This is a genomic window from Actinophytocola sp., assembly GCF_035712165.1.
Taxonomy (GTDB): Bacteria; Actinomycetota; Actinomycetes; order Mycobacteriales; family Pseudonocardiaceae; genus DASYTH01.
The window spans coordinates 1-25471 of sequence record NZ_DASTBH010000158.1 but is presented as its reverse complement, the minus strand read 5'-3'; the positions used below and the strand labels follow the sequence as shown (position 1 = coordinate 25471).

Annotated in this window: 21 protein-coding genes; 10 read left to right on the top strand and 11 right to left on the bottom strand. The window is 72.2% G+C overall.

Going from position 1 to position 25471, the window contains the following annotated elements; translation table 11 throughout:
- Positions 1 to 6 precede the first annotated feature (6 nt).
- Positions 7 to 843 carry an NAD(P)-dependent oxidoreductase gene (locus VFO68_RS09015; protein ID WP_325157735.1) on the top strand — a complete coding sequence of 279 codons (837 nt, stop codon included), beginning with the start codon at positions 7 to 9 and terminating at the stop codon, positions 841 to 843.
- Here VFO68_RS09015 and VFO68_RS09010 read toward each other — a convergent pair.
- Entirely contained in the window at positions 806 to 1177 is a 372-nt protein-coding gene (locus VFO68_RS09010; RefSeq protein ID WP_325157734.1) for a DUF952 domain-containing protein, read from the bottom strand. The two genes, VFO68_RS09015 and VFO68_RS09010, sit on opposite strands and share 38 nt — an antisense overlap.
- Positions 1178 to 1201: 24 nt before the next feature.
- Complete coding sequence (locus tag VFO68_RS09005) at positions 1202 to 2044, bottom strand: TIGR03560 family F420-dependent LLM class oxidoreductase (RefSeq protein ID WP_325157733.1); 843 nt, start codon at positions 2042 to 2044, stop codon at positions 1202 to 1204.
- Between the two features lie 116 nt (positions 2045 to 2160).
- Here VFO68_RS09005 and VFO68_RS09000 point away from each other — a divergent pair, with 116 nt between their 5' ends.
- The 4 genes from VFO68_RS09000 to VFO68_RS08985 all read left to right on the top strand — a co-directional run bounded on the left by VFO68_RS09000 (position 2161) and on the right by VFO68_RS08985 (position 7326).
- Positions 2161 to 2769 (top strand): dihydrofolate reductase family protein, encoded by a 609-nt coding sequence (locus VFO68_RS09000; protein WP_325157732.1) that lies wholly within the window; start codon positions 2161 to 2163, stop codon positions 2767 to 2769.
- 75 nt (positions 2770 to 2844) lie between these two features.
- The gene (locus VFO68_RS08995; RefSeq protein ID WP_325157731.1) at positions 2845 to 3978 is read left to right on the top strand and encodes a M6 family metalloprotease domain-containing protein; all 1134 of its coding nucleotides are present in this window, start codon (positions 2845 to 2847) and stop codon (positions 3976 to 3978) included.
- A 185-nt stretch (positions 3979 to 4163) separates the two neighbouring features.
- On the top strand, positions 4164 to 4907 hold the full coding sequence (locus tag VFO68_RS08990; protein ID WP_325157730.1) for an alpha/beta hydrolase: 744 nt from the start codon (positions 4164 to 4166) through the stop codon (positions 4905 to 4907).
- 49 nt (positions 4908 to 4956) lie between these two features.
- Positions 4957 to 7326: an AbfB domain-containing protein gene (locus VFO68_RS08985; RefSeq protein ID WP_325157729.1), complete on the top strand. Its 2370-nt coding sequence runs from the start codon at positions 4957 to 4959 to the stop codon at positions 7324 to 7326.
- Here the strand turns inward: VFO68_RS08985 and VFO68_RS08980 are convergent.
- Positions 7289 to 8509: an oxygenase MpaB family protein gene (locus tag VFO68_RS08980; RefSeq protein ID WP_325157728.1), complete on the bottom strand. Its 1221-nt coding sequence runs from the start codon at positions 8507 to 8509 to the stop codon at positions 7289 to 7291. The two genes, VFO68_RS08985 and VFO68_RS08980, sit on opposite strands and share 38 nt — an antisense overlap.
- A gap of 129 nt (positions 8510 to 8638) precedes the next feature.
- On the opposite strand from VFO68_RS08980, the gene VFO68_RS08975 reads away from it, so the two are divergent.
- Positions 8639 to 9307: a helix-turn-helix domain-containing protein gene (locus VFO68_RS08975; RefSeq protein ID WP_325157727.1), complete on the top strand. Its 669-nt coding sequence runs from the start codon at positions 8639 to 8641 to the stop codon at positions 9305 to 9307.
- Between the two features lies 1 nt (position 9308).
- Here VFO68_RS08975 and VFO68_RS08970 read toward each other — a convergent pair whose 3' ends face one another.
- The 4 genes from VFO68_RS08970 to VFO68_RS08955 all read right to left on the bottom strand — a co-directional run bounded on the left by VFO68_RS08970 (position 9309) and on the right by VFO68_RS08955 (position 14131).
- Complete coding sequence (locus VFO68_RS08970) at positions 9309 to 9785, bottom strand: (2Fe-2S)-binding protein (protein WP_325157726.1); 477 nt, start codon at positions 9783 to 9785, stop codon at positions 9309 to 9311.
- 14 nt (positions 9786 to 9799) lie between these two features.
- Entirely contained in the window at positions 9800 to 12031 is a 2232-nt protein-coding gene (locus VFO68_RS08965) for a molybdopterin cofactor-binding domain-containing protein (protein ID WP_325157725.1), read from the bottom strand.
- Between the two features lie 7 nt (positions 12032 to 12038).
- On the bottom strand, positions 12039 to 13259 hold the full coding sequence (locus tag VFO68_RS08960; RefSeq protein ID WP_325157724.1) for an oxygenase MpaB family protein: 1221 nt from the start codon (positions 13257 to 13259) through the stop codon (positions 12039 to 12041).
- Positions 13260 to 13366: 107 nt separating this feature from the next.
- Entirely contained in the window at positions 13367 to 14131 is a 765-nt protein-coding gene (locus VFO68_RS08955; protein ID WP_325157723.1) for a hypothetical protein, read from the bottom strand.
- A 281-nt stretch (positions 14132 to 14412) separates the two neighbouring features.
- Here VFO68_RS08955 and VFO68_RS08950 point away from each other — a divergent pair, with 281 nt between their 5' ends.
- Positions 14413 to 15057, top strand: a complete 645-nt coding sequence (locus tag VFO68_RS08950) for a response regulator transcription factor (RefSeq protein WP_325157722.1) — start codon at positions 14413 to 14415, stop codon at positions 15055 to 15057.
- Positions 15058 to 15060: 3 nt separating this feature from the next.
- Here VFO68_RS08950 and VFO68_RS08945 read toward each other — a convergent pair whose 3' ends face one another.
- From VFO68_RS08945 to VFO68_RS08930, 4 genes are all read right to left on the bottom strand, one after another.
- Positions 15061 to 16722: an alpha-amylase family protein gene (locus VFO68_RS08945; RefSeq protein WP_325157721.1), complete on the bottom strand. Its 1662-nt coding sequence runs from the start codon at positions 16720 to 16722 to the stop codon at positions 15061 to 15063.
- Positions 16719 to 17723, bottom strand: a complete 1005-nt coding sequence (locus tag VFO68_RS08940; RefSeq protein ID WP_325157720.1) for an SDR family oxidoreductase — start codon at positions 17721 to 17723, stop codon at positions 16719 to 16721. The genes VFO68_RS08945 and VFO68_RS08940 overlap by 4 nt, the downstream gene beginning before the upstream one ends.
- Entirely contained in the window at positions 17720 to 18232 is a 513-nt protein-coding gene (locus VFO68_RS08935) for a DUF1360 domain-containing protein (RefSeq protein WP_325157719.1), read from the bottom strand. The genes VFO68_RS08940 and VFO68_RS08935 overlap by 4 nt, the downstream gene beginning before the upstream one ends.
- A gap of 83 nt (positions 18233 to 18315) precedes the next feature.
- Positions 18316 to 19206 (bottom strand): arginase family protein, encoded by an 891-nt coding sequence (locus VFO68_RS08930; RefSeq protein ID WP_325157718.1) that lies wholly within the window; start codon positions 19204 to 19206, stop codon positions 18316 to 18318.
- 54 nt (positions 19207 to 19260) lie between these two features.
- Here VFO68_RS08930 and VFO68_RS08925 point away from each other — a divergent pair, with 54 nt between their 5' ends.
- The 3 genes from VFO68_RS08925 to VFO68_RS08915 all read left to right on the top strand — a co-directional run.
- Complete coding sequence (locus tag VFO68_RS08925) at positions 19261 to 22542, top strand: DUF4132 domain-containing protein (protein WP_325157717.1); 3282 nt, start codon at positions 19261 to 19263, stop codon at positions 22540 to 22542.
- The gene (locus VFO68_RS08920) at positions 22539 to 23618 is read left to right on the top strand and encodes an AAA family ATPase (RefSeq protein ID WP_325157716.1); all 1080 of its coding nucleotides are present in this window, start codon (positions 22539 to 22541) and stop codon (positions 23616 to 23618) included. Before VFO68_RS08925 ends, VFO68_RS08920 begins: the two co-directional genes overlap by 4 nt.
- Positions 23618 to 25471: DUF5682 family protein (locus tag VFO68_RS08915; protein WP_325157715.1), on the top strand; the 1854-nt coding region annotated here is incomplete at its 3' end. The genes VFO68_RS08920 and VFO68_RS08915, both read left to right, overlap by 1 nt.

Sequence of the window (25471 nt, the reverse complement as noted above, 5' to 3'; positions counted from 1 at the left end):
CAGGCCATGACGACTGTGTGTGTGACCGGTGCCAGCGGGCGGGCCGGGCGGGTCGTGGTGCGGGAGTTGCTGGAGCACGGCCATCAGGTCGTCGCCACGGACCTGCGCAGGCCCGGCGCGGACCTCGGGGTCGAGGTGCTGCTCGCCGACCTGACCGACTTCGGGCAGGCCGTCGAGGCGCTGGACAACGCGGAGGCGGTGGTGCACCTGGCGAACATCCCGGCGCCCGGCATCCATCCGCCGGCCACCACGTTCACGGCCAACATCGCCATGAACTACAACGTGTTCAGCGCCGCGACCCGGCTGGGCCACCGGCGCGTGGTGTGGGCCTCCAGCGAGACCACCCTCGGCCTGCCGTTCGACACCCCACCGCGCTATGCCCCGGTCGACGAGGACCACTATCCGTTCCCCACGACGTCCTACGCGCTGTCGAAGGTCGCCACGGAGACGGTGGCCGGGCAGTTCGCGGCCTGGTCCGGGATACCGTTCGTCGCCCTGCGGTTCTCCAACATCTTCGACCCCGCCGAGTACCCCCGGCTGGCGCGGGTGTGGTCCGATCCGTTGGCGCGCAAGTGGAATCTGTGGGGTTACGTCGACCAGCGCGATGTCGCGGCGGCCTGCCGCCAGGCGCTGGCGGCGAAGGTCAGCGGCAGCACCAGCTACATCATCGCCGCGGCCGACACGGTGATGAACCGCCCGTCGGCGCGGCTGCTCGAGGAGGTCTTCCCCGGTACGCCACTGACCAGGGAGGTCGGCGAGTACGAGACCCTGCTGTCGGTCGACCGCGCCGGCCGGGACCTCGGCTTCACTCCCCGGCACTCCTGGCGGCAGCACCTGAGCTGACGGCGAGGGCGGCCGGCAGCCGGAACCCGCCCGGGCCGGGCGGGAAGTCGTGCACGGCGACCACGGCCCGCGCCGGAACCGGTCCGTAGACGTGCGGAAACCAGATGCCGGCCGGATCCGGCGGGTCGCCCGCCTCCCAGCGCAGCGGCACGTCGAGCCGGGCCGGGTCGATCACCAGCAGCACCAGGTCGGTGCGGCCGGCGAAGATCCGGTTCGCCGGCAGGTGCACGGTGCCGAAGTCCGAGCAGTGCATGAAACCCTCGGTCGACAGCGAGGCCGGCCGGTACGGCTCACCCGGCCGGTAGTCCGCCCGGGCCGCGATATGCAGAATCACGCTGACCGATCCTGCCAGGTCCACTCAGGCCAACGCGTCGGCGAGCGGCCGCAGGCTGGCCGGATCGGCCCCGTACGGCAGGTTCAGCACCACGAGATCGACACCGGCGGCCCGGTAGGCGGCCACGTCCTCCAGCGCGATCGCCAGGCTTCTGCCCGGATCCGGGTCGCGGTCCAGGCGCACGTTGACCGAGCAGGTGATCTCCGCGGGATCGCGGCCGAGGTCGGCGCAGTGCTGCCGCAGGATCTCCTTGAGTCCCAACCACTCCTGCGCGTTGGAAACGATCACGTTCCACTGCTGGGCCCAGCGCGCCGCGGCCCGCAGGGTGCGTTTCGGCCCGCGTCCGCCGATGGTGATCGGCGGATGCGGGCGTTGCACCGGCTTGGGCTCGCAGCGCGCCTCGGTGAGCCGGACATACCGGCCGGCCAGCGTCGTCGTGGTCTGGCTGAGCAGGCCGACGATCGCTTCGACGCCTTCGTCGAACCGGTCGAACCGCTCCCGCAGCGGCGGCAGTTCGATGCCGTAGGCGTCGCACTCGTGCTGGTTCCAGCCGGCGCCGAGCCCGAGCTCGAGCCGGCCTTCGGAGATGATGTCCACCGTCGCCGCGATGTTGGCCAGCACCGCCGGGTGCCGGTAGATCATCCCGGTGACCTGGCAGCCGAGCCGGATGCGCCGGGTCGACTCCGCGAACGCGGCCAGCATCGACCACCCCTCGAAGTTCGGCCCGGTGAGGTCACCCGAGAGCGGGTAGAAGTGGTCCCAGTTCCACGCGCTTTCGAACAGGTCGATCTCGTCCGCGGCCAGCCACACGTCCCGGATCTGCTGCCACGTCTGGTGTTCCGGCCTGGTCTTGATCGCGAATCGCATACGGTGATCGTATTCGAAAGCCGGTGCGGCGAGCTTGACGCCGGTGGAGGATATCTGTGCGTCCGGGTCTTTCACGCTGACGCGAACAAGAAGCCGCACTGGGGAGGAGAACACGAATGGGCAAGGTGATCTGCGAGCTCACGATCTCGGCCGACGGGTATTCGGCCGGGCCGAACCAGACCGAGGAGCGGCCGTTCGGCGACGACGGCGGCGACGGCTGGGGCGACAAACTGCACGGCTGGGCGTTCGAGACCGCCGAGGAGAACCGGGCCGAGGTCGACCGGATGACCGAGGGCAGCGCCTTCATCATGGGGCGCAACATGTTCGGCCCGGTGCGGGGCGAGTGGGACCGGGAGTGGAACGGCTGGTGGGGCGAAGATCCGCCGTTCCACGCTCCGGTGTTCGTGCTCACCCACCACGCCCGCGACCCGCAGCCGATGGCGGGCGGCACCACCTACCACTTCGTCACCGACGGCATCGAGTCGGCGCTGGCCCAGGCACGCGCGGCGGCCGGCGATGGCGATGTCTCGATCCACGGCGGCGCCACCACGATCAACCAGTACCTCACCGCCGGCCTGCTCGACGAGATGCGGCTGCACATCGTGCCGCTCACGCTCGGCGCCGGCACCCGGCTGTTCGACGGCGTCCCGCCACTGAAGCTCGAGCAGGTGACGGCGCGGGCCGCGTCGACGGTCCTGCACGTGACCTATCGCGTGCTGTCCTGAGCCGGAGCGCGCTGTTATGGTGCGATGTACAGGATCTGGAACATGGTTCGGTATATCGAACACCGTGAGGGTGCCATGCGATCCCGGCTCGTGCTCGCCGCCGCCGTCCTGCTCGGGTGTGTCGCGACCCCGGTAGCCGCGGCGGACGTGTCCGGCCCGTGCGCGCTGCCCAACACCGGAGCGAACCTGTCCGAGGGGCCGACGAACTGGGCGAACTTCGTCCGGCCCGTCGGGCGGGTGTCCGCTGTGACGATCTTCGTCGACTTCCCGGACACGCCGGCCACCGAACCGACCGCCACCGACTACGCCAACCTCGTCCCGGGCGGCCCGCAGTGGTTCGCGACCAGTTCCTACGGCCGGCTCACCCTGGACGTCACCCCGGTGCACCGCTGGTTCCGGATGCCGCAACCGTCGACCGCGTACGGCTTCCAGCGCGGGCTGAGCTTCGCCACGCACCGCACCTACATCGCCGACGCGGTCCGGGCCGCCGACGCCGCGGTGGACTTCCGCGGCTACCAACTCCTGTACGTCGTGCCCAACCGCGCCGCGGCCGCGATCTCCTTCTCACCGACGCTCCTGGCCCCGGCCGGCCGCGGCGTCGCCGCCGACGGCCGTGAGTTCCGCCAGGTGGTGACCTTCGGCCAGGACATGTGGCGCTGGGGCTTCAAGGTGCTCAACCACGAGTCCGGGCACACGTTCAGCCTGCCGGACCTGTACGCGTATGCCGGCGGCCACCCGTTCGTGGGCGGCTGGGACCTGATGGGTCTGATCAGCGGCCCGGCGCCGGACAACCTCGCCTGGCACAAGTGGAAGCTGGGCTGGCTGGACACCGCCCAACTCGGCTGTGTCAACGCACCCGGCACCACCCAGCACACCCTCACCCCGCTGTCGGCCCCGGGCGGCGTCAAGGCCGTCGTCGTCCGCACCGGGACGACCACCGCCCTGGTCGCGGAGGTCCGCACCCGGGCCGGCCTGGACGCCGCCGCCTGCGACACCGGAGTGCTGATCTACCGGGTCGACTCGGCCGTCAACTCCGGCTCCGGTCCGGTGCGGGTGGTCGACGCCCACCCGGCGACCGCCGCCTGCGGGGACCCGCTGGGCGACGCCACCTTCGACCTCGGCGCCGGCGAGGTGTCCAGCTACGCCGAGGCCGGCGTCCGGTTCGACCTGCTCGCCCGCGGCTACACGCTGCGGGTGACCCGCACCTGACCCGGAGCCTGGCGCGAAAACCCGTTGGCGGACCACGCGGCCCCTGCTACCTTTCCGGCGGCCGTGCGAGAGACCGAGGAGGTGGTATCCGTGAACGTATCGACACGGGTGCTCCCCTGCGGGGTCATGGTCGGGCGATAGGTCGTCCGGGAGCGCCGCCCACAGCACTCCCGAAAGGCACGACCATGCGGTTCACCTCCGAACAGCGCCTCGACGACGGCGTCCTCGAGCGTGGGTTCACCCTCGGCGAGATCCCCGGCATCCTGTGGACGCCCGCGTCCGCACCGGCCCCGCTGATCCTCCTCGGCCACCCCGGCGGACTGCCCGCGATGTACCCCCGGCTGGCGGCCCGGGCCCGGCACTGCGTGGCGGAGGGCTTCGCCGCGGCCACCATCGAGCTACCCGGGGCCGGGGAGCGGCCCCGGTCCGCCGCCGCCGAGCAGGCGCGCGCCGACCTGCGCCGGGCGCTGGCGGCCGGCGAGCCGGTCGGCGACGACATCGTCGAGGCGCTCGTCCGCCCACTGGTCGATGCGGCCGTCCCGGAATGGCGCGGCGCCCTGGACGCCCTGCTGGCGCTGCCCGGCATCGGTGGTCCGGTCGGGTACTCGGGCGGCGTGATCGCCGTCGGCCTGCGGCTGGCGGTGGTCGAGCCGCGCATCCGCGCCGCCGTGCTCTTCGCCGGAAGCTTCGTGCCCCGCAGCATGTTCGACGAGGCCCGGCAGGTCACCATCCCGCTGCTGGTCCTGCTGCAGTGGGACGACGAGGGAAACGACCGGCAGTTGGCGCTGGACCTGTTCGACGCCTTCGGCTCCCCGGAGAAGACGCTGCACGCCAACATGGGCGGGCACACCGGCGTCCCCGGGTTCGAGGGGGACGACGCGAACCGGTTCTTCGCCCGGCACCTGAAGCCGGCGGCGGCACGCACCTAGGCGAAACCCGTACTTTCCGGCCGTGCGGTGGTGGGGAGTTAATGGTGGCATGCCTCCCCTGCGCTGGCTGCTGCCGTTCGTGGTGACCGGGCTCGTGCTGTCCGGTGTCCCGGCGGTGGCGGCGCCCACCGAAACCGCCGCCTGGCAACCGAAACCCGCACCGCTGTCCACACCGTGGACCGCTCAGGTGAACCCGGCCAACGCCCTGCCCGAGTATCCGCGGCCGCAACTGGCCCGGCCGGACTGGCAGAACCTCAACGGGGTCTGGGAGTTCGCGCCGGCCGCGGCCGGCGCGGCTCCCCCGTTCGGTCAGACCCTGGCGCAGTCGATCCTGGTGCCGTTCCCGATCGAGTCGGCGTTGTCCGGGATCGCGGCGCACTCCGACCGGATGTGGTACCGCCGCACGTTCACCGTCCCGGCGGCCTGGTCCGGCCGGTCCGTGCGGCTCAACTTCGGCGCGGTGGACTGGATGGCCGAGGTCTGGGTCAACGGCGTCCGGGTCGGCTCGCACACCGGCGGGTACGGGAAGTTCTCCTTCGACATCACCGCCCGGCTGGCCGCCGGCGCCAACGAGTTGATCGTCGGGGTCTTCGCCCCGGTCGACGCGGGCGGCCAGCCGGTCGGCAAGCAGCGGCGCAGCCCCGGTGGCATCTTCTACACCGCGGCCTCGGGAATCTGGCAGACGGTCTGGCTGGAACCGACCCCGTCGAACCACGTGACCCGGCTGGACATCACCCCGGACGTGCCCGGCGCCCGGGTGCGGGTCATCGTGCGGGCCGCCAGCGGCACCGCCACGGTGACCGTGCGCACCGGGCCCACCGTGATCGGTCGCGGTTCCGGGCCGGCGAACACCGAGATCGCGGTGCCGGTGCCGGGCGCCCGGCTGTGGTCGCCGGACGACCCCTTCCTCTACGACCTGGACGTGACGCTCACCGGCAGGGACGCGGTGACGAGCTACTTCGGCATGCGCTCGGTGGGCAAGGCCGTGCAGGACGGCGTGCTCCGGCCGGTCCTCAATGGACGGTTCGTCTTCCAGGTGGGCACGCTGGACCAGGGCTACTGGCCGGACGGGATCTACACCGCGCCGACCGACGCCGCGCTGCGGTTCGACCTGCAGGCGCACAAGGATCTCGGGTTCAACACCGTGCGCAAGCACATCAAGGTCGAGCCGGACCGGTGGTTCTACTGGGCCGACCGGCTGGGACTGCTGGTATGGCAGGACATGCCGTCGATGCCGACCGGGCGCAACCCCGATGCCGCGGCCCGGGCGAACTTCGAGACCGAACTGCGCGAACTGGTCGACGCGCACCGCAGCGTGACCTCGATCGTGCAGTGGGTGCCGTTCAACGAGGGCTGGGGCGTGTACGACCCGGCCCGGATCGCCGACCTGGTCAAGAGCTGGGACCCGAGCCGGTTGGTGGACAACAACTCGGGATCCAACTGCTGCGGGTTCGACGGCGGCAACGGGGACACGGTGGACGACCACATCTATGTCGGGCCGGGCAGCCCGCAGCGGCCGAGCGCGACGCGGGTGGCGCAACTCGGTGAGTACGGCGGGCTGGGCCTGCGGGTCGCCGGGCACGAATGGAGCCCGGGCAACGGGTTCGGCTACGAGATGGTGCCCAACGGCCAGGTGCTCACCGACCGCTACGTCAGCCTGATCGCCGGGGTGGCGCGACTGGTGCCGCGAACCGGGCTGTCCGCGGCGATCTACACCCAGCTCACCGATGTGGAGAACGAGGCCAACGGCCTCTACACCTATGACCGCGCGGTGCTCAAGGTCGATGTGGCGGCGGTGCGGGCGGCCAACCGGGCGCTGCTCACCGGCGCCCGGGTGCTGCCCGCCGCGCCGTTGCCGGTCGGCAGCCGCATCTCCCTGCGGGTCACCACACCCGGCTTCACCGACCGCTACGCGCGGCACCAGAACGGCCTGGGCTTCACCGAGCACGTGGACGCCGCCAGCACCGCGCTGCTCAAGGCCGACGCCACCTGGCGGGTCGTCGCCGGTCTGGCCGATCCCACCTGCTACTCGTTCGAGTCGGTGAACTTCCCCGGCCAGTACCTCCGGCACGCCAACTCCCGGCTGCGCAAGGACCCCAACGACGGCTCCGACCTCTACCGGCGCGACGCCACCTGGTGCAGCCGGCCGGGACTGGCCGGGGGAAACATCTCCCTGGACGCCGTGGACTTCCCGGGCAAGTTCCTGCGCCACTTCAACGCCGAGCTCTGGCTGGCCGCCAACGGCGGCCCCAACCCCTACGAGTCGGCGGCCAACTTCCCGGCCGACGTGACCTGGAACATCGCCCCGCCCTGGACACCGGCACCGGGCGAGGTCGGCGGCCCCACGGCGGGCCCCCAACCTCGCCCGGTCGGCCAACACGTCAGGAGGGACGGTTGGTGTCCGGGATCTCGATGCTGATCGTCTGCCCCTCGGACAGGAACAGCAGCGCGGCCCGGCGGAGGAACTCGTCGAACAGCCAGTAGGCCTCCGGCGCGAGCGGGAACGGGAGCAGTCCTTCGCGCACGGCGATGAACGGGCCCCAGGCCGTGCGCAGCAGCGGGTCCCAGATCGGCTCGCGCGGGATCCGCAGCCAGCCGGCGATCTGGTCGCCGAGCATGAACCTGGTGAACGCGCCCAGGATCGGCTTGCTGAGGATGCCGGCGTCGACCGGGCTACCGAGGTTGAGCAGGATGTCGGCGAGGTTGATGCCCTCGGGAGTGGGCGCCAGGATCGGGGTCAGCACCTGCGCCGCCTGGGAGTTGGCCTCCGACCACGACGCCGGGATGTACTCGTCCCGAATGCCCAACATGTGCGCGCCCAACTGCCACGAGTGCAGGAACGCCGTCGACTGGTCGGCCGGGATCGGCACCCGCCAGGCGACCAGTTTCTGCATGACGGTCGTGGGCAGGCTGTGCCAGGTGACCATCATGTCGGCCTGGCTGATCGGGATCTGCTCGGGGGCGGCCGCGTCCCACTGCGGCGACTGGGGCAGCAGGTGGCGCACCGCGGCGTGCACCAGGCGGGTCTTGACGCAGGTCACGATCATCTCGCCGTCCGGCGCGAAGGCGTTGCGGGTGCCGATGTCGTAGCCGGGCTTGGCGGTCTTGGAGATGCGGTCCTGCATGTCCGCGCCGCCCTGGGAGTAGTAGACCGCGCGCGCCTCCTTGGGGATGACCGTGGACATCATCCCGCTGGCCAGCCCGTAGAGCAGGCCGAGGTACAGGCCGCGGCGCTGGTTGAACTCGAACGCGGTGGCCAGCTTGCCGTGGTCGGCCCAGGACGGCAGCTGGCGGGCCTGCTCCATGAAGTCCCGCAGGTCCGCCGGCAACCCGGCCGGCAGCGGCTGGCCGTTCCTGGTCCAGGTCCGCAGCAGGGCGTTGACCCTGGCCACCTCACCCCGTTCGATGATCGCCGCGGAGACGGGGTCGGCCTCCGGGTCCCAGACCCACCGGGGGTCGACCTCGTCGCCCACACCGGCCACCGAGCCCTTGGCCGACCAGGTCCACGGCACCGCCTGCGCGGGCGTCGCCATGCTCAGCGCACCGATCGCGCCCAAGGCCCCGCCCGCCTTCAACACGTTGCGCCTGTTGAGATTGTCCATGCCCTCGCTCCTCTACTCTGAGCCAAGCCAAGCGCATTCCTGATACAGGGAAACAGATCGAGGATCTGTGTATCATCTCATGATGGTTGACGATGGTGCACACGGTCAAGGCGGTCATCGGAGGTGATCATGGATCCGGCGTTGTCGGGACTCCTGTCGTCCGGCGCGGAGTCGGTGCTGGAGCGGGCGTACACCGACGCCATCGCAGGGGTCGACGACACCGACGCGACGCGGGCGCGGATTCTCGACGCGGCGTACGCGCAGTTCTCCCGGATGGGCATCCAGCGGTCCACTGTGGAGGATGTGGCGCGGCGGGCGGGGGTCTCCCGGATCACCGTCTACCGGCGGTTCGCCAGCAAGGACGTCCTCGTCGAGCACGTGGTGCGGCGCGAGTTCCGCCGGTACTTCGACCAGTTCCTCATCGACATCGAACGGGCCGAGACCGTCGCCGACCGGGTGGTGCTGGGGTTCGTCAGCTCGTTGCGCGCCATCCGCGGCAACCCGCTGATCGGTGGCCTGATCGACATGGAGCCGAACCTGCTGGTGGCCTCGATGATCGGCGACGGCGGGCAGACCCTCGCCACCGTGCGGCAGTTCGTCGCCGGTCAGCTGCGCCGCGAGCAGCACGCCGGCAACGTCTCCCAGGACCTCGACACCGACCTCGCGGCCGAGATGATGGTCCGGATCTCCGCCTCCTTTCTCGTCATTCCCAGCCACGTCGTCGACATCGACGACGACGGGCAACTGGCCGACCTGGCGCGACGCTTCCTCGTGCCGATGCTGGAGCCGCAGGAGTGAGCTACATGTCGCGGGCGCCGGTCCGGATGGCGTCGCGGATCCGGGTGTAGGTGCCGCAGCGGCAGATGTTGCGCAGGCCGTCGAGGTCGGCGTCGGTGATCTGCCGGCCTTCGGCGGCGACCCGGTGGACCAGCGCCACGGCCGCCATGATCTGGCCGGGCTGGCAGTAGCCGCACTGCGCGACGTCGTGGTCGAGCCAGGCCTGCTGCATGGGGTGCAGGTCCTCCCCCACCGTGGCCGGAAGCCCTTCGATCGTGGTGACCTCGTCGTCGGGCCGCAGGTCGCCGACCGGGATCGCGCAGGGGCTCACCGCGTCGCCGTTGAGGTGGCTGGTGCAGGCCTTGCAGACGTTGACGCCGCAGCCGTACTTGGGCCCGGTGATCCCGAGGATGTCGCGGAGCACCCACAGCAGGCGGACGTCGTCGGCGACGTCGACGGTGACCCGCTCGCCGTTGACGCGGAAGGTGTGCTCGGGCACGGGGTTCTCCTTGCTCAGCCGGCGCGGCCGTCGGTCGGGGACTGGGGCACGGGCGGGACGGTCGGTTTGGGTTCGAAGGAGAGCGTGCCGTGGTTGATCGGGAAGCGGGTCGGCATGGTCCCGGTCGCGCGGCCGTAGGCGCAGGCGACCGCGGCCATCGACGCGGCGACGGCCAGTTCGCCTGCGCCGCCGGGGTTGTCCGACGTGCTGGGCATGACGATGATCCGCAGCTCCAGCGGGTTGTTCCACTGCCGGGTGTAGAAGTAGTTGTCCCAGCTCGCTTCCAGGAAGTACCCGGAGCGCAGGTGCAGGCTGGAGGTCAGGGCGAGCGCGATGCCGTCGCAGATGCCGCCCATCATCTGTGCCTCAAGGCCGCGCGGGTTGACCGCGAGGCCGACGTCCACGGCGAAGACGACCTTGGTCACCCGCGGGCCGGTGACGCCGTCGCGGATGGGCCGGTTCACGGTCGCCGGCCGGCAGTCGATCTCCACCAGTGCCGCGCTGACCGACTTGTACTCGGCATGCAGGGCAATGCCCTGCGCGGTGCCGGCCGGCATCGCCCTGCCCCACCCGCCGGCCCCGGCGACCGTGTCGAGCACGCCAAGGGACCGGTTGTCGCGCAGGAAGTCGCGCCGGAACCGGTAGGGGTCGCGGCCCATCCGCGCGGCGAGCTGGTCGACGACCAGCTCCCGCGCGCAGGTGACGTCCGGGGAGTAGACGTTGCGCATGCTGCCGGTGTTGAAGCCGTCGTCGGTTTCGGCCAGCAGCCGGGTGGTGAGCCCGAAGTTGTACGACATCGTCTGGCTGAGCTGGAAGAACGTCTCGGAGAACCCGATGTCGCCCACCGGAAGCCGGGCGGCCAGGGCCGTGATGATCTCGCCGAGCCCGTGGCCGAGGTCGGTGGCGACGCTGGTGTGCCGCTGGTGGTAGGACAGCACGGTGCCGCCGAGGTAGCTGGCGCGCACCCGGGAGGTGGCCATCGGGTGCGCGCGGCCCTGGCGGGAGTCGTCGGCGCGGTGCCACATGAGCTTGACCGGCTTGCCGACCTTTTTGGACACCTCCGCGGCTTCCAGCGCGGCATCGAAGAACAGCTTGCGGCCGAAGGAACCGCCGCCCTCGGTCACGTGCACGGTGACCCGGCCGAGCGGCAGACCCACCCGCGCGGCGATCGCCTGCCTGGCCACGATCGGCGACTTCAGCGCCGACCAGATCTCCGCGCGGTCGGCCCGCACGTCGGCGACCGCGCAGTTGGGTTCCAGCGCACTGTTGCCGCGGAACTGGAAGACGAACCTGGCTTCCACACTCGGAGTTGGGGACGGGAGTCCGAGCGGCAGCTCCGCGCGCTCGAGCTCCCGAAGCACGGACTCGTCGGACTTGCCCTCGGCGGTGCCCGGCCGCCAGGACACGCGCAGCGCCCGGATGCCGTCGATGCACTGGCCGAACGTCTCCGCGCGCACCGCCACCCCGGTGGAGATCACCACGACGTCGGTGACCCCCGGCATGGCGCGCACCTCGGCGAGGTTGGCCACCGAGCCGACCCTGCCGTTGATCGTGGGCGGGCGGCACACCATGGTCGGCTTCGCCCCCGGGACGTCGAGGTCCATCGCGAACTTCTTGGCCCCGGTGACCGCGGCCAGCGCGTCGATCCGGTTGTGCGGGCGGCCGATGACGGTGAAGTTCTCCCGGGCCGTCAGCGTCACGGACACCTGCCTGGTCCGCGTGCTGGCGGCCTTGCCGGCGAGCGCGCCGATGTCGACCCCGCGCAGGTCGGTCACCGGGGAGCCGCGCTCGGCCGTCGCGGCGTCCAGCAGCCGCTGCCGGGCGATCGCGGCGGCGACCCGGATCGGGAGGTAGGTCGCGATGGTCGTGTTCGATCCGCCGGTGAGCTGGTTGAACACCAGCTCCGGCCGGGCGTCGGCCAGGGTGACCCGCACCCGGTCCACCGGCACGGCGAGCTCCTCGGCGATCAGCATCGCCGTCGAGGTCGTGATGCCCTGCCCGACCTCGGCCCGGGGCAACGCGAACGACACGGTGCCGTCCGGGTTGACCTCGACCGAGATCAGCCCCGAGGTCGGCAGCGCCGCCACCGTCATCAGGTCGTTGAGGTCCACGATGTCGGTGATGTCCTGCGGTTGCCGGGCGTCGGCCACCCGCGCCAGGCCCAGCTCGGCGGCGGTCACCAGGGTCGGCGCGGCGAGCACGTACCCGAGGAACCGCCGCCGGCCGATGTGTTCGGCGTCGGTCATGGCGCGGTCAGCCCGGCCGGTTGCCGGTCGGGATCACGATCTTGGTTTCCTGCCCCTTCGTGAGATAGAAGAGGATGTACCGGCGCAGCGCCTCGTCGACGGTCCAGGCGATCTCGGGCACCAGCGGCAGCGGGATGAGCCCTTCCCGGAACCGCACCAGGATCGGCCACACGGTCCGGATCGTGCCCTCCCAGAACGGCTCGCGCGGGATCTGGTCCCAGCCGGCCACCTGGTCACTGACCAGGAACCGGGCCAGCGCGTTGCACAGCGGCCGGCTGATGCTGCCCGGGCTGGTCTGCTCGGCAAGCTGGCTCAGCAGGATGTCGGTCAGCTCCACGCCTTCCGGGGTCGGGCCCATGTTCGGCGGCAGCACCTGGTCGGACTGGGCGTAGGCGGCGTCCCAGGTGGCGGGGATGTACTCGTCCCGGACGCCCAGCAGGTGCGCGGTCACCTGCCACACGTGCAGGTACGCCTCGCGGTCGACCGGCGGGATCGGGACGTTCCACTCCAGCATCTTGCGCATCGCGTAGGTCGGCAGGGTGTGCCAGGTGACCAGGATGTCCTCCTGGCTGATCGGAACCTCGCCCTGCCAGTGCGGCGACTGCGGCAGCAGGTGCCGCACCGCCGCGTGCACCAGCCTGGTCTTCACGGCGTTGACCATGCAGGTGCCGTTGGGCCGGTAGGCGTTCAGGGCACCGACGGCGAAACCCAGGATGCTCGTCTTCGCGACCCGGTCCTCCATGTCCGCGCCGCCTGCCGAGTAGTAGACCGAGCGCGCCTCCTTCGGGATCGCGGTGCTCAACATGCCGCCACCCACACCGTTGAGCAGGTTGACGTACAACCCCCGGCGCTCGTTGAAGTCCGCGGCCCGCTCCAGCTTGTTCCGGTCGGCCCAGGACGGCAGCACCCGGTTGCGCTCGATGAAGTCCCGCAGCTGCGCCGGAAGCCCGTCCGGCAGCGGCTGGTCGTTGCGGTTCCAGTTCCACAGCAGACGGTTGACCAGCGGCACCTCGCCGCGTTCGAACAGGCCCGCGACGACCGGGTCGGCCTCCTCGTCCCACACCCACCGCGGGTTGGCGCCGGGGCCGCTGCCCACGACGGAACCGCTCGACGGCCAGGTCCACTCCAACAACGGGCGCGCCTGCGCCGGGGACGCCATGCCCAGCACCCCGAGCGCGCCCAGCGACCCACCCGACATCAACATCTTGCGCCTGCTCAGCTCCGCCATCGCCGACTCCTCCTCGAGCCCGTCCCTCGCTGATATGATGATACATATCACGTCGCCGTGTATCATCACAAGGCGTGGCCGGAAGAACACGAGGTGGCGCGCGGGATCTATTTCATCGTGACGGAGAAGTCGGTGAGGGTGAACCGGGCCGACCCGCCGCCGGTCGAGCAGAACTCGATGCCGTAGCCGATCTGGTTGACCGTGGGGTTGTCCGGGATGTAGCCCTTGCCGATCGCCCAGGCGATCATGGCCTTGAGGTCGACCCGCCCGGAGTACTGCGTCTGCTGCGCGACGAAGGCGACGTAGCCGGTTCGGCCGGTCCAGACGTCGTAGCCGACGCCGCCCGCCGAGTACGTGGCGGTTCTGCGGCCGGACGGAACCTGCTTGACGTTCTCCGTCCACACCATGACCTCGGTCACGCCGGGTCCGTCGCCGACTCCGTTGAGCCAGATGTCGTAGGCGACGTTGTAAATTCCCACCCCGGGGCCGCGCCCGGCGAAGGTGGACGTGATCGTCGAGTATTTGCTGAACGGTTCGCCGTTCAGGTCATTGATGTCCTTGTGCACGTTCGGATAGGTTTTCACCGACGTGGTCTTGGCCTGGGTGGAATCGACGTACCAGTTGTTGTACGCGCAGGCGTACAGCGTCTCCGGTCCCGCCTCCGACCGGTTCCAGGCATTCTTGTGCACGTAGTACCCGCCGTTGGACCAGCCGCCGTCGGGGTCGCTCGTGGTGAACACCGGGTTGGCGCAGTTCCGCGCAGGCGCCGCAGGTTTGCCCACCGGCTGGGACGGAACCGCACTCGTGGGCGGGGGCGTGGCCGGGGCACTGGGCACGGTCGGGATCGCGCTCACCGTGCTCGGCGCGCTCATGGCGACGGCCTCCGCGCCCTCGATTCGCCCGCTGTCCGCCCCGCATCCCGCCACCGCGAGCAAAACCACCGGAATCGCCAGTAGCCCGACCGATACTTTCCGTGTCGTTTCCAGACTTCTCACCCACCACGCAATTCCGAAACGAGCCGGAACCCTAACACAGCCGCAAAATGATCATTTATACGCGCGTTCGGCAGGGACTTTGGGCCCTGCCCGGCAGGGTCGCAGGAGCGTGTCCGGGGCGGCGCGCCGGCCCTAACGTAGGGGTGGAGGTGGCGGCGATGGTGCGGGTGTTCCTGGTGGACGATCACGAGATCGTGCGGCGCGGGCTGGCGGATCTGATCGAGTTCGAGCCGGACCTGGAAGTCGTCGGCGAGGCGGACTCGGTGGCCGAGGCACTGGCCCGGATCCCGCGCACGCCCACCGACGTGGCGGTGCTGGACGTGCGCCTGGGCGACGGCAACGGGGTCGAGCTCTGCCGGGAGCTGCGCTCCAGGCAGCCGGACCTGAACTGCCTGATGCTGACCTCCTACGCCGACGACGAGGCACTGCTGGACGCGATCCTGGCGGGCGCGTCGGGTTTCGTGCTCAAGCGGGTGCTCGGCATCGACCTGGTCGACGCGCTGCGCACGGTCGGCAACGGCGGGTCGCTGCTCGACCCGCGTACCACCACCGCGCTGATGAACCGGATCCGCCGCGAACGCGCCGCCCACGACCCGCTGGCCGACCTCACCGAGCAGGAGCACACCGTCTTCGACCTGATCGGCCAGGGCCTGACCAACCGCCAGATCGGCGAACGCATGCACCTGGCCGAGAAGACCGTCAAGAACTACGTCTCCCACCTGCTGGCCAAGCTCAACCTGCAGCGACGCACCCAGGTCGCGGTGCTCGCGACCCAGCTGCACCGGCCACGGGTGGACCAGTGATGCTCAGTGCCGGACGCGTAACCACCGGGTGCCGTAGGGATCCAGCGCCAGCGTGATCCGGCCGTCGTCGGATGCCGTCGCCGGCGTCTCGGACAGCAGCTCGGTCAGGCTGACCGGGTCGTCGACACCCTCCAGCTTCAGCGTGACGGTGGTCTCGGTGTCGCCGAAGTTGTGCACGGCGAGCACCGTGCCCCCGTCGATGTCGCACCGGTAGGCCAGGACGGCGTCGTCGCCCGCGTCGAGGACGGTGTACTCGCCCCAGGCCAGCTCCGGGCATTCGCGGTAACGGCGGATCAGCAGCCGGATCCAGGACAGCAGCGACTCGGGATCGTAACGCTGCGCGGCCACGTTGACCTGGTCCGGACCGTAGCGGCCCTCGGGGATCGGACCGGGCAGCTTGGCCGGATCGGCGGTGGAGAACCCGCCATTCGGCCCCGGCTCCCACTGCATGGGCGTGCGCACGGCCAGCCGGCCCTCGGCGCGCAGGTCCTCGGCCATGCCGATCTCTTCCCCGTAGAACAGCACCGGCGTGCCCGGCATGGCGAACAACAGGCTGTACACCAGCCGGATCCGGCGTTGGTCGCCACCGAGCATGGTCGGGATCCGCCTGCGCAGACCGCGGCCGTAGAGCTGCATGTCCGGGTCCGGACCGAACGCGGCGAAGACCTCTGCGCGCTCGGCATCGGTGAGCTTGTCCAGGGTCAGTTCGTCGTGGTTGCGCACGAACGTGCCCCAGTGCCCGTCGCGCGGCGGTTCCGGCCGGTCGGCGAGCGCCTTCGCCAGCGGGGTGGCGTCGCGCCGCGCCAGCGACAGGTACATCGCCTGCATACCAACGAAGTCGAAGCACATGGTGAGCTGGTCGCCGACTCCGTCGGCGTGCCCGAAGAACGCCATGGTGTCGTCGTAGGGCAGGTTCACCTCGCCGAGCAGGATCGCGTCGCCGCGCCGGCGGCCGAGAAACGCGCGCAGGTCGGCCAGGTACTCGTGCGGGTCCGGTAACCGGGAGCCCTCCGGATTGTCCTTGGTGTCCAACAGGAACGGCACCGCGTCCACCCGGAACCCGGACAGCCCCAGCTCCAGCCAGAACCCCATCACCTTGGCGATCTCGTCGCGCACCGCCGGGTTGGCGACGTTGAGGTCCGGCTCGGTCTTGTAGAAGCAGTGCTGGTAGTACTGGCCGGCCTGCTCGTCATAGGTCCACAGGCTCTTTTCCTTGTCCGGGAAGACAACCCCCTTGTCCGCGTCCGGCGGCGGCTCGTCGCGCCACACGTACCAGTCCCGGTAGGGCGAGTCGCGGCTGGCGCGCGCGTCCTTGAACCACGCGTGCTGGTTGGACGTGTGGTTGACCACCAGGTCGGCGATCACCCGGATGCCGCGGTCGCGGGCCGTGCGGACCAGCTCGACCACGTCGCCGAGCGAACCCAGCCGCGGGTCGACGGCGAAGTAGTCGGTGATGTCGTAGCCGTCGTCGCGTTCCGGCGAGGGGTAGAACGGCATCAGCCACACGCAGGTCACACCCAGCTCAGCCAGGTAGTCGATGCGGTCGATGAGGCCACGCAGGTCGCCGTGGCCGTCGCCGTTGCTGTCGGAGAATGTCTCCACGTCCAGGCAGTAGATGACCGCGTTCTTCCACCACAGGTCGGCGGTTCGGGCCGGGTTGATCATCGGCGCACCAGCCGCAGCACCCCGACGCCCGCCGCCACCGCGCCGGCCGTGGCCGCCGTCAGGGCGGCCCGGTGCTGACGCGCCCACAGCAGCGGACTGTGCTCGTGTGCCCGGCGGTCGAACCGGCCGTGCGCGCCCTGGTCGGTGCCCGGCGCGTCGTCGGCCGGCTGCCACAGGTTGCCCGGCGCGTCCGCGTCGTGCCGCTGTTCGGTGTGCTGCGACGAGTAGCCGGTGCGCGCCAGGTACCGGTCCAGCAGCCCGGGAACGACCTTGTTGCCGGCCACGGTCAGCACCGTGGACACGCCGATGTGGTACTCGCGGTGCCGCGGGTGATCGGCGGCGTAGACGATCGCGCGGGCGGCGACCTCCGGCTGGTAGATCGGCGGGACCGGCTGGGCCTGCCAGCGCAGCTTGGACCGCAACCAGTCGAACTGCGGGGTGTTCACCGCCGGAAGCTGCACCATGGTGATCCGCACCTGAGACCGCTCGTGCAGCAGCTCGCACCGGACCGACTCGTACAGCCCGTAGATCGCGTGCTTGGCGGCGCAGTAGGCGGACTGCAGCGGGATTCCGCGCCGGGACAACGCCGAGCCGACCAGCACGACGGTTCCCTTGTCGCGCGGCAGCATCCGGTCCAGCGCGGCTTTCGTGCCGTAGGCGATGCCGAGGTAGGTGACCTCGGTGGTGCGGCGCAGCTCCGCCGCGCTGATCTCGGTGAACGGTGCGAACACCGAGGAGAAGGCGTTGTTCACCCACACGTCGATCGGCCCCAGCTCACGTTCGACGCGCGCCGCGGCGGCGTCCACCGCGTCGGCGTCGGCCACGTCCACCTCGATCGGCAACGCCACCCCACCGGCCGCCGTCACGTCGGCCGCCGCGCCCGCCAGCCCGGCCTCCCCCCGGGCCAGCAGCGCCACCCGGTCACCCCGCCGGGCGAACTCGCGGGCCACCGCCCGGCCCACCCCGCCGCTCGCGCCGGTCACCACGATCACCCGGGTCATTTCCGCACCCACTGCCGGGCCGCGTCGTAACCGATCTGCAGGGTGTCCGAGGCCGCCACCGCCGAGAGCATGCCGGCCACCAGCCGGGTCAGCCGGGGCGCGAACACCAGCCCCGCGGTCAACCCGGTGGCCACCCAGATCGCCAGGCAGAACGGGCAGGTGGCCAACTCCCCCGCGGCGTGCCGCACGCCGTGCCCCCGCGGCGACTCGTTGACCTCGCCCAACCCGGTCTCCTCCTCGAACCGGGCCACCGGCGCCCGCAGCGGCGAGGTCACCGCGTCCTTGGTCAACAGCCGGCTCGCCTTGTGCGTGGCCACCCCCATCAGCGCCACGTCCGCCAGCTCCACCCGCTCCGGCAGCCGCACACCGCTGCTCCGGGCGACCAGTGCCAGCGTCGACACCAGCCCCGCATAGCTGCCCAACACGACCGCGTACCCACGCACCGGACGCCGGGCATCCCCCTCGTAGAGCGCGACTACCCGCCGCGCCACCGCTCCAGGTGATCTCATCCTGTCCCTCCGCCGGCAGAGCCCAATGCGGCCCGGTTACCCAGACGACTGGATCTCAAGCCCGGCGCTCAAGGACCAGGCGCCTACCCGAGCCGGTCGGTCAGCGCGGTGACGAGGGTGTCGGTGAGGGCGGCGGCGTGCCGGCCGTCGGGATCGAGGTCGGGGTCGTAGATGGTGAGCTGCAGGCCGACGCAGCGCGGGTCGGCGAGCAGCGGGCGCAGCAGGTCGGCCAGTTCGGGGTGGGTCAGGCCGCCCGGGTCGGGGGCGTCCACGGCCGGCAGCACCTCGATGTCCAGCACGTCGGCGTCGAGGTGCACGAAGTAGCCGTCCAGCGGGGACAACAGGTCCCGGGCCCGGATGCCGACCGCCTTCGGGCCGGCGGCCTGGATCTGCGGCGCGGTCCAGCACGGGATCCCCGCCGTGGCGAGGAACGGCAGGTCCTCGTCGTCGTCGCGGTTGCCGAGCACGACGATGTCCGGCTCGCGCACGTACGGGCCGAGGTCGTCGATGTTCACGACGTCGTCCTGGCCGCGTCCGGTGACCAGGGCGAGGGTCTCGGCGGCGGCGGCGCCCACCAGTCCGGCCTCCGCCATCCGCAGGAAGTCGGCGCTGCCGTCCAGGTAGGCCAGGCCGAAGCGGCCCATCCGGCGCAGCGCCAGCGTGGCGCCGAGCAGGATGCTGCAGTCGCCGCCGAGCAACACCAGGAAATCCCCGGACGACAGGCAGTCCTGCACCCGATCGGCCAGGCGCCGGGTGTAGCCCGCCAGCGCGGCGCCGTTGTACAGGCCGTCCGCGGCGGTCCAGCCGGACACGTCGTAGCGCGGCGGCACCACGCACCCGGCGTCCCGGGCGCCCAGCCGGTCGAGCAGCCGTTGGTCCCGGATCGCGCCGGCGAGCTTGTAGCAGCCCGGAACGACGCCGGGCGCCGGCATCCGCAGACCCAGGTTGGACGGGGCATCGAGAACAGCGATCATGAACCCGGTTTACCATGCCAGCCGGACGTCGGGGTAGGCGCGAACAGTGGGGGCATGGTGCGACGTTCTACCCAGGTCACGGCGCTGCCGGACGAGGACACCTTCGTTCTTCCTGCGGAGCTGAGCCGGCTGGTTCACCCCCGGCGCGGCGGGCGCACCGCGCAGCCGCCCGGGGATCCGCAGCGGGCCGCCCGGCTGGTCGAGGAGTTGCGCGACGGCATCGTCGAGATCCTGAGCAACCCGCGCGGCGACGTCGACCGGGACCGGGTCCAGGCCCACCTCGACCTCGGCGCCGCCGACCCGCGGGAAGCGGCGGTACTGGCCGCCGTCACCGGTGAGCTGCTCTCCTGGGAGAACTCCTCCGGCGCCTCGTCCCGGTACTGGCACAGCGCCGACTTCGTCGACGCCTGGGTCGCGCGACGCGGGCTCGAGTTCGCCGCCCGCGCGGTCATGGAGCGGCAGACCGTGTACGCGGACGTGCCGAAACGCCGGGTCCGGCGCGGCAACGCACACCGCGGCGACCTCCTGTGGGCTCAGCCGGATGCGCTCGCCAGCCGGCTGCGCGCCCTGGTCGCCGCCGCGACCGACGCCGAGTACGAGGCGGTCGTCGAGGTGCTCGCCGGGTACCGGCGGTCCCGCCTCGAACTGCTGGTGACCGCGTTCCTGGTGCCGGGCCGAACGGACTGGGTCACGGCCGCGGATGCCGCCGTGCCCGGGGGGTCGCCGCTGGTACTCGCGGCACTCGACGATGCCGAGGCGTTGGCCACGGTGCAGATCGGCGCCCTGTACCTGGCGCAGGCGGACACCGTCCTCCCGACGCTGGCGGACGCCACCGGGCCGGCCCTGGCGCCGTTCCTGGCCGCCTGGTACGACGCGTTCGTGGGCTCCGCCGGTGAGGCGGCCCAGCAGGCCCTCACCGTGCTGGCCGCGATCCCCACCGACGAGGCGTTCGAACTCCTGCTGGGTCGGGCGTCCAAGCGGTGGGTGCGGCCGGCGCTCGCCACGGCCATGGCCCGGTTCCCGGTTCGCGCGGCCCGCCTGCTGGCCGCGGCGCCGGCCGGCGCCGAACTGCTGCGCGCCCATGCCCGCGCACACGCCGGACTGCTCGCCGCCGCCGGCCTGCCCGACTCGGTCCGGGCCCGGCTGGACCAGTACCTGGACCAGGTCGCGGTGGCCGACCCGGCCAGCCTGCCGGACCTGCTGACCGCCCCGCCGTGGACCCGCAAGCGGCCGGCGGCCGGTGTGCCGGTGGTCGACGGCCTCGTCGCGGCCGTGCCGCCCAGCGTGACCTGGTTGCCCGGTGAGCGGGAGGAGTGGCTCCGGCGCCGGGGATTCGGCTCGGCATACCCGCTGGACCCGCAGGAGGCCGCCCGGCAGTTCCCGACCGGGGCGTTCCCCTACGACGAGGGCATGTTCCTGGCCACCGGGCCGGACGAGCTGACCCGGCCGCTGCTCTCCGGCTGGCGGCCCGGCGACCACACGTGGTCCCACGAGGACTGGCTGGCGCGGATCGCCGCGCGCTACGAACTGGACGCGGTGCCGGCGATCTGGCACGTGGCCACGCGGGGGTCCCAGCTCGCCGCGCAGGCGCTGCTGCCCTTCGCCACCGCCGAGATCGCCGCGCAGATGTCCGGCTGGCTGGTCCGGAGCAAGTCGCGGCGCCGGCTCGCCCAGGCCTGGTTCGACCGGCATCCCGGGCCGGCTGCCGCCGCCCTGGTGCCGGCCGCGCTCGGCAGGCCGGGCAAGGAGCGCGTCGCCGCCCGAACCGCGCTGCGCCTGCTGGACCCGGCGGTCGTCACCGCGGCCGCCGCCGGCTACGGCGAGCCGGCCGCCGCCGCGGCCGCGGCTCTGCTCGCCATGGATCCGCTGGACGTGCTGCCGGCCCGGATCCCCCGCCTCCCGGCCTGGTTGGACCTGGCGGCGCTGCCGCAACTGCTGCTGCGTGACACCGGCACGGCGCTGCCGCCGGACGCGGCCGGCCACGTGGTCACCATGCTGGCGATCTCCAAGCCCGGCGAGGTCTACGCCGGCGTCGGCGTCGTCCGCGAGCTGTGCACCCCGGACTCGCTCGCCGAGTTCGCCTGGAGCGTGTTCGGCGCGTGGCAGAGCGGGAAGATGCCGGCCAAGGACGGCTGGGCGCTGGACGCCCTCGGCTGGTTCGGCGACGACGAGACGGTCCGCAGGCTCGCCCCGCTGATTCGGGCCTGGCCGGGCGAGGGCGGCCACGCCCGGGCCGGCAACGGGCTCGACGTGCTCACCGCCATCGGCACCGACGTGGCGCTCATGCACCTGCACGGCATCGCGGAGAAGGTCAGGTTCGCCGCCCTGCGCAACCGGGCCAAGGAGAAGATCGCGCAGGTCGCCGCCGAGCTGGAGCTCACCCCGGACCAGCTCGCCGACCGCCTGGTGCCCGACCTCGGCCTGGACTCCGCCGGTGGCCTTTGGCTCGACTACGGACCGCGCCGGTTCCGGGTCGGCTTCGACGAACGGCTCGTCCCGTACGTCGTGGACCAGGCCGGGGAGCGCCGCAAGGACCTGCCCAAGCCGGGCGCGCGCGACGACGGGGAGCTGGCCCCGGCCGCGCACAAGCGGTTCGCGGCGCTGAAGAAGGACGTGCGCACGCTGGCCGCCGACCAGGTCCGCCGCCTGGAGCAGGCGATGGTGAGCGGGCGGCGGTGGAGCGCGACCGAGTTCACCGACCTGCTGCTCGGCCATCCGCTGCTGCGCCACCTGGTCCGCAGGCTGGTCTGGGCACACTTCGACGGGGACCGGGCGGCGCTGACCTTCCGGGTCACCGAGGACCTGACCCTGGCCGGCGACACCGACGACACCGTGACCCTGCCGGACGGCGCCCGGATCGGCGTGGCCCACCCGCTGCACCTCGGCCCGGGGCTGGCCGCCTGGGCGGAGGTCTTCGCCGACTACGAGATCAGCCAGCCGTTCGCGCAGCTCGCCCGGCCGGTGCACACGCTGGCCGGCGCGGAGCGCGCGGCCACCATGCTGGCGGCGTTCGGCGGCGCGGTCGTGCCGACCGGCAAGGTGCTCGGGCTGACCAACCGCGGCTGGCGGCGCGGCGAACCCCAGGACGGCGGCGTCGAGCTGTGGGTGTTCCGCCCGGTGTCGGGCGGCATGGCGGTGGTCGTCGACCTCGATCCCGGCATCGCGGTGGGCGCGGTCGACGAGTTCCCGGAGCAGAAGGTCGAGAAGGTGTGGCTCAACGACAAGGAGGTCGGTGACTGGGTGCCCGCGGGCCGGCTGACCTTCGCGGCGCTGGACCCGGTGACCGCCTCCGAGGTGCTGGCCGACCTGACGGAGCTGACCGGGATCGCCCGGTGACCGGGGACCTGCAGCGCCCGCCCGCCGAGGTGCGCCACGCCGAGGAGCTTGCCCGGCTGCGCACCGAGGCCGGTCCGCGCCCGCCGGGCTGGGCGCTGTCGCTGGACGCGGCCCGCCGGTTCATCGTCGGCGACGAGGCACGCGGCATCAGCCGCAAGTTCGTCGGTGACCCGTCGCTGGTGGACCGGGCCCTGGTCACGCTCGCCACCAGCCGCGGCCTGATGCTGGTCGGCGAGCCCGGCACGGCGAAGTCGCTGCTGTCCGAACTGCTCGCGGCGGCGGTCAGCGGCGACTCCACGCTGACCATCCAGGGTGGCGCCGCCACCGCCGAGGACCAGATCCGCTACTCGTGGAACTACGCGCTGCTCGTCGCCGAGGGCCCGACCGAGCGGTCGCTGGTGCCGGCGCCGCTGCTGCGCGGCATGGCCGAGGGCAAGCTGGTGCGGTTCGAGGAGATCACCCGGTGCCCGCTGGAGGTGCAGGACTCGCTGCTCTCGCCGCTGTCCGAGCGGGTGCTGGCCATCCCGGAGCTGGTCGGCCCGGACGCGATGACCTTCGCCAGGGACGGGTTCAACGTGATCGCCACCGCGAACACCCGCGACCGGGGCGTCAATGAGATGAGCGCGGCTCTCAAGCGGCGGTTCAACTTCGAGACGGTGTTCCCGATCGCGGACTTCGCGACCGAGCTGGCGCTGGTGGAAGCCGAGGCGACGGCGCTGCTGCGCCGGTCCGGGGTGACCGTCGCGCCCAGCCGGGACGTGCTCGAGGTGCTGGTGACGACGTTCCGCGAGCTGCGCGCCGGCCGCTCCGAGCGGGGCGAGCCGATGGACCGGCTCTCCACCGTGCTGAGCACGGCCGAGGCGGTGTCGGTGGCGCACGCGGTGGGCCTGCGCGGCTGGTTCCTGCGCGGCGAGCCGGGCACCCCGGCGGACCTGGTCGAGTGCCTGGCCGGCGCCGCGGCCAAGGACAACCCCGAGGATCTGGCCCGGCTGCGCCGGTATCTGGAACAGCAGGCGCCCCGCAAGGAGGGCGAGCGCTGGCGGGAGCTGCACGCCAGCCGGTTCGCGCTGCCCTGATGGCGGCGACCTTCCTCGGCGTCCGGCACCACAGCCCGGCCTGCGCCCGGCTGGTCGAGTCGACCATCGAGGCGCTGCGGCCGGCCTACGTGCTGGTGGAGGGACCGGTGGACTTCAACGAGCGGACGGCGGAGCTGCTGCTCGGGCACACGCTGCCGATCGCGGTGTACAGCTACCTCCGGTCGGCCGAGTGGACGCACGGGTCGTGGACGCCGTTCTGCGAGTACTCGCCGGAGTGGGTGGCGCTGACCGCGGCCGCCCGGGTCGGCGCGCAGGCGCGGTTCATCGACCTGCCGGCCTGGCATCCGGCGCTGGCGGACCGGGTGAACCGCTACGCCGACGCCGAGGTCCGCTACGCCGAGGTGGTCGAGCGGCTGTGCCGGACCTACGCGGTCGACGACCCGGACACGTTGTGGGATCACCTGTTCGAGGTGTCCGGCGACACCTCGGGCCTGGCCGCCTACTTCGACGTGGTGCGCGGTGCGGCCGCGGCCGGGCCGGCCGACACGGCCCGCGAGGAGTACATGGCCGCCTGGGTGCGCGCGGCGGTGGCCGAGGCCGGCGGCCGCCCCGTGGTCGTGGTGACCGGCGGGTTCCACCGGCCGGCGCTGGTGACGTTGTCGGCGGCGGGAAGCACGTCCTGGCCGCAGGTGCCGACGCCGCCGCCGGACGCGGCGAGCGGCAGCTACCTGGTGCCGTACTCGTTTCGCCGGCTGGACGCGTTCACCGGATACCAGTCCGGCATGCCGTCGCCGGAGTACTACCAGCTGCTGTGGGCGGACGGACCGGACCGGGCGGCCGACGGGCTGCTGGAGGCAGTGGTGCGCCGGCTGCGCGAGCGCCGCCAGCCGGTGTCCACCGCGGACCTGATCACCGCCCGGACCCAGGCCGGCGGGCTGGCGCGGCTGCGCGGCCACCAGCACCCGGCGCGCACCGACGTGCTGGACGGTCTGGTGTCGGCACTGGTGCGCACCGCGCTGGACGAGCCGCTGCCATGGACCCGGCGCGGCCTGGCGCCCGGAACGGACCCGGTGGTGGTCGAGATGGTCGCGGCGCTGTGCGGCGACCGGGTGGGCCGGCTGCACCCGGACACCCCGCTACCGCCGCTGGTGCACGACGCGACCGCGGAACTGGAGCGGCACGGGCTGTCCGAACCGGGCCGGGTGCACCTCGACCTGACCGCCGAAGGGGCCCGCAGCCGGGTGCTGCACCGGCTGCGGGTGCTGGAGATTCCCGGCTATGTCAGGCTTTCCGGCCCGGCCGGCGGCACCGAGGCGGTGCTGCACGAGGAGTGGCGGCTGTCCCCCTCGGACCTGCGGCTGCCGGCCCTGATCGAAGCCGGCGGGCACGGGCCGACGCTGGCCGACGCGGCCGGCGCGGTGCTCACCGGCCGGCTGGCCGGGGACGACCTGGCCGGCGTGCTGTCCGACGCCGCGCTGTGCGGGCTGGCGGACCTGGTCGGCCAGGCGCTCGAACCGTTGCGGCCGAGCGTGGCGCGGCGGACCGACCTGGCCGAGTTCGCCTTTCTGGGCACCGTGCTGGGATTGTGGCGGCACGACCACCTGCTGGGCACCGCGGGCAGCCCGCTGCTCGGGGCGGTGCTCGAGGCGTCGGTGCACCGGATTCTGTGGCTGGTGGAGGGAATCCACTCCGGCCCGGCGCCGGCCAGCACGGCCCGGCTGGCCACGCTGGCCGCCCTGCGGGACACGCTGGTGCACTACTGCGCCGCGGCCGACCGGACGGCGGCGCTGCAGGTGCTGCGCCGGGTGGCCGGCGACCCCACGGCGCCGCCGGACCTGCGCGGCGCGGCGCTCGGGCTGATCTGGTCCCTCGGCGAGCGGGTGAACCCCGGA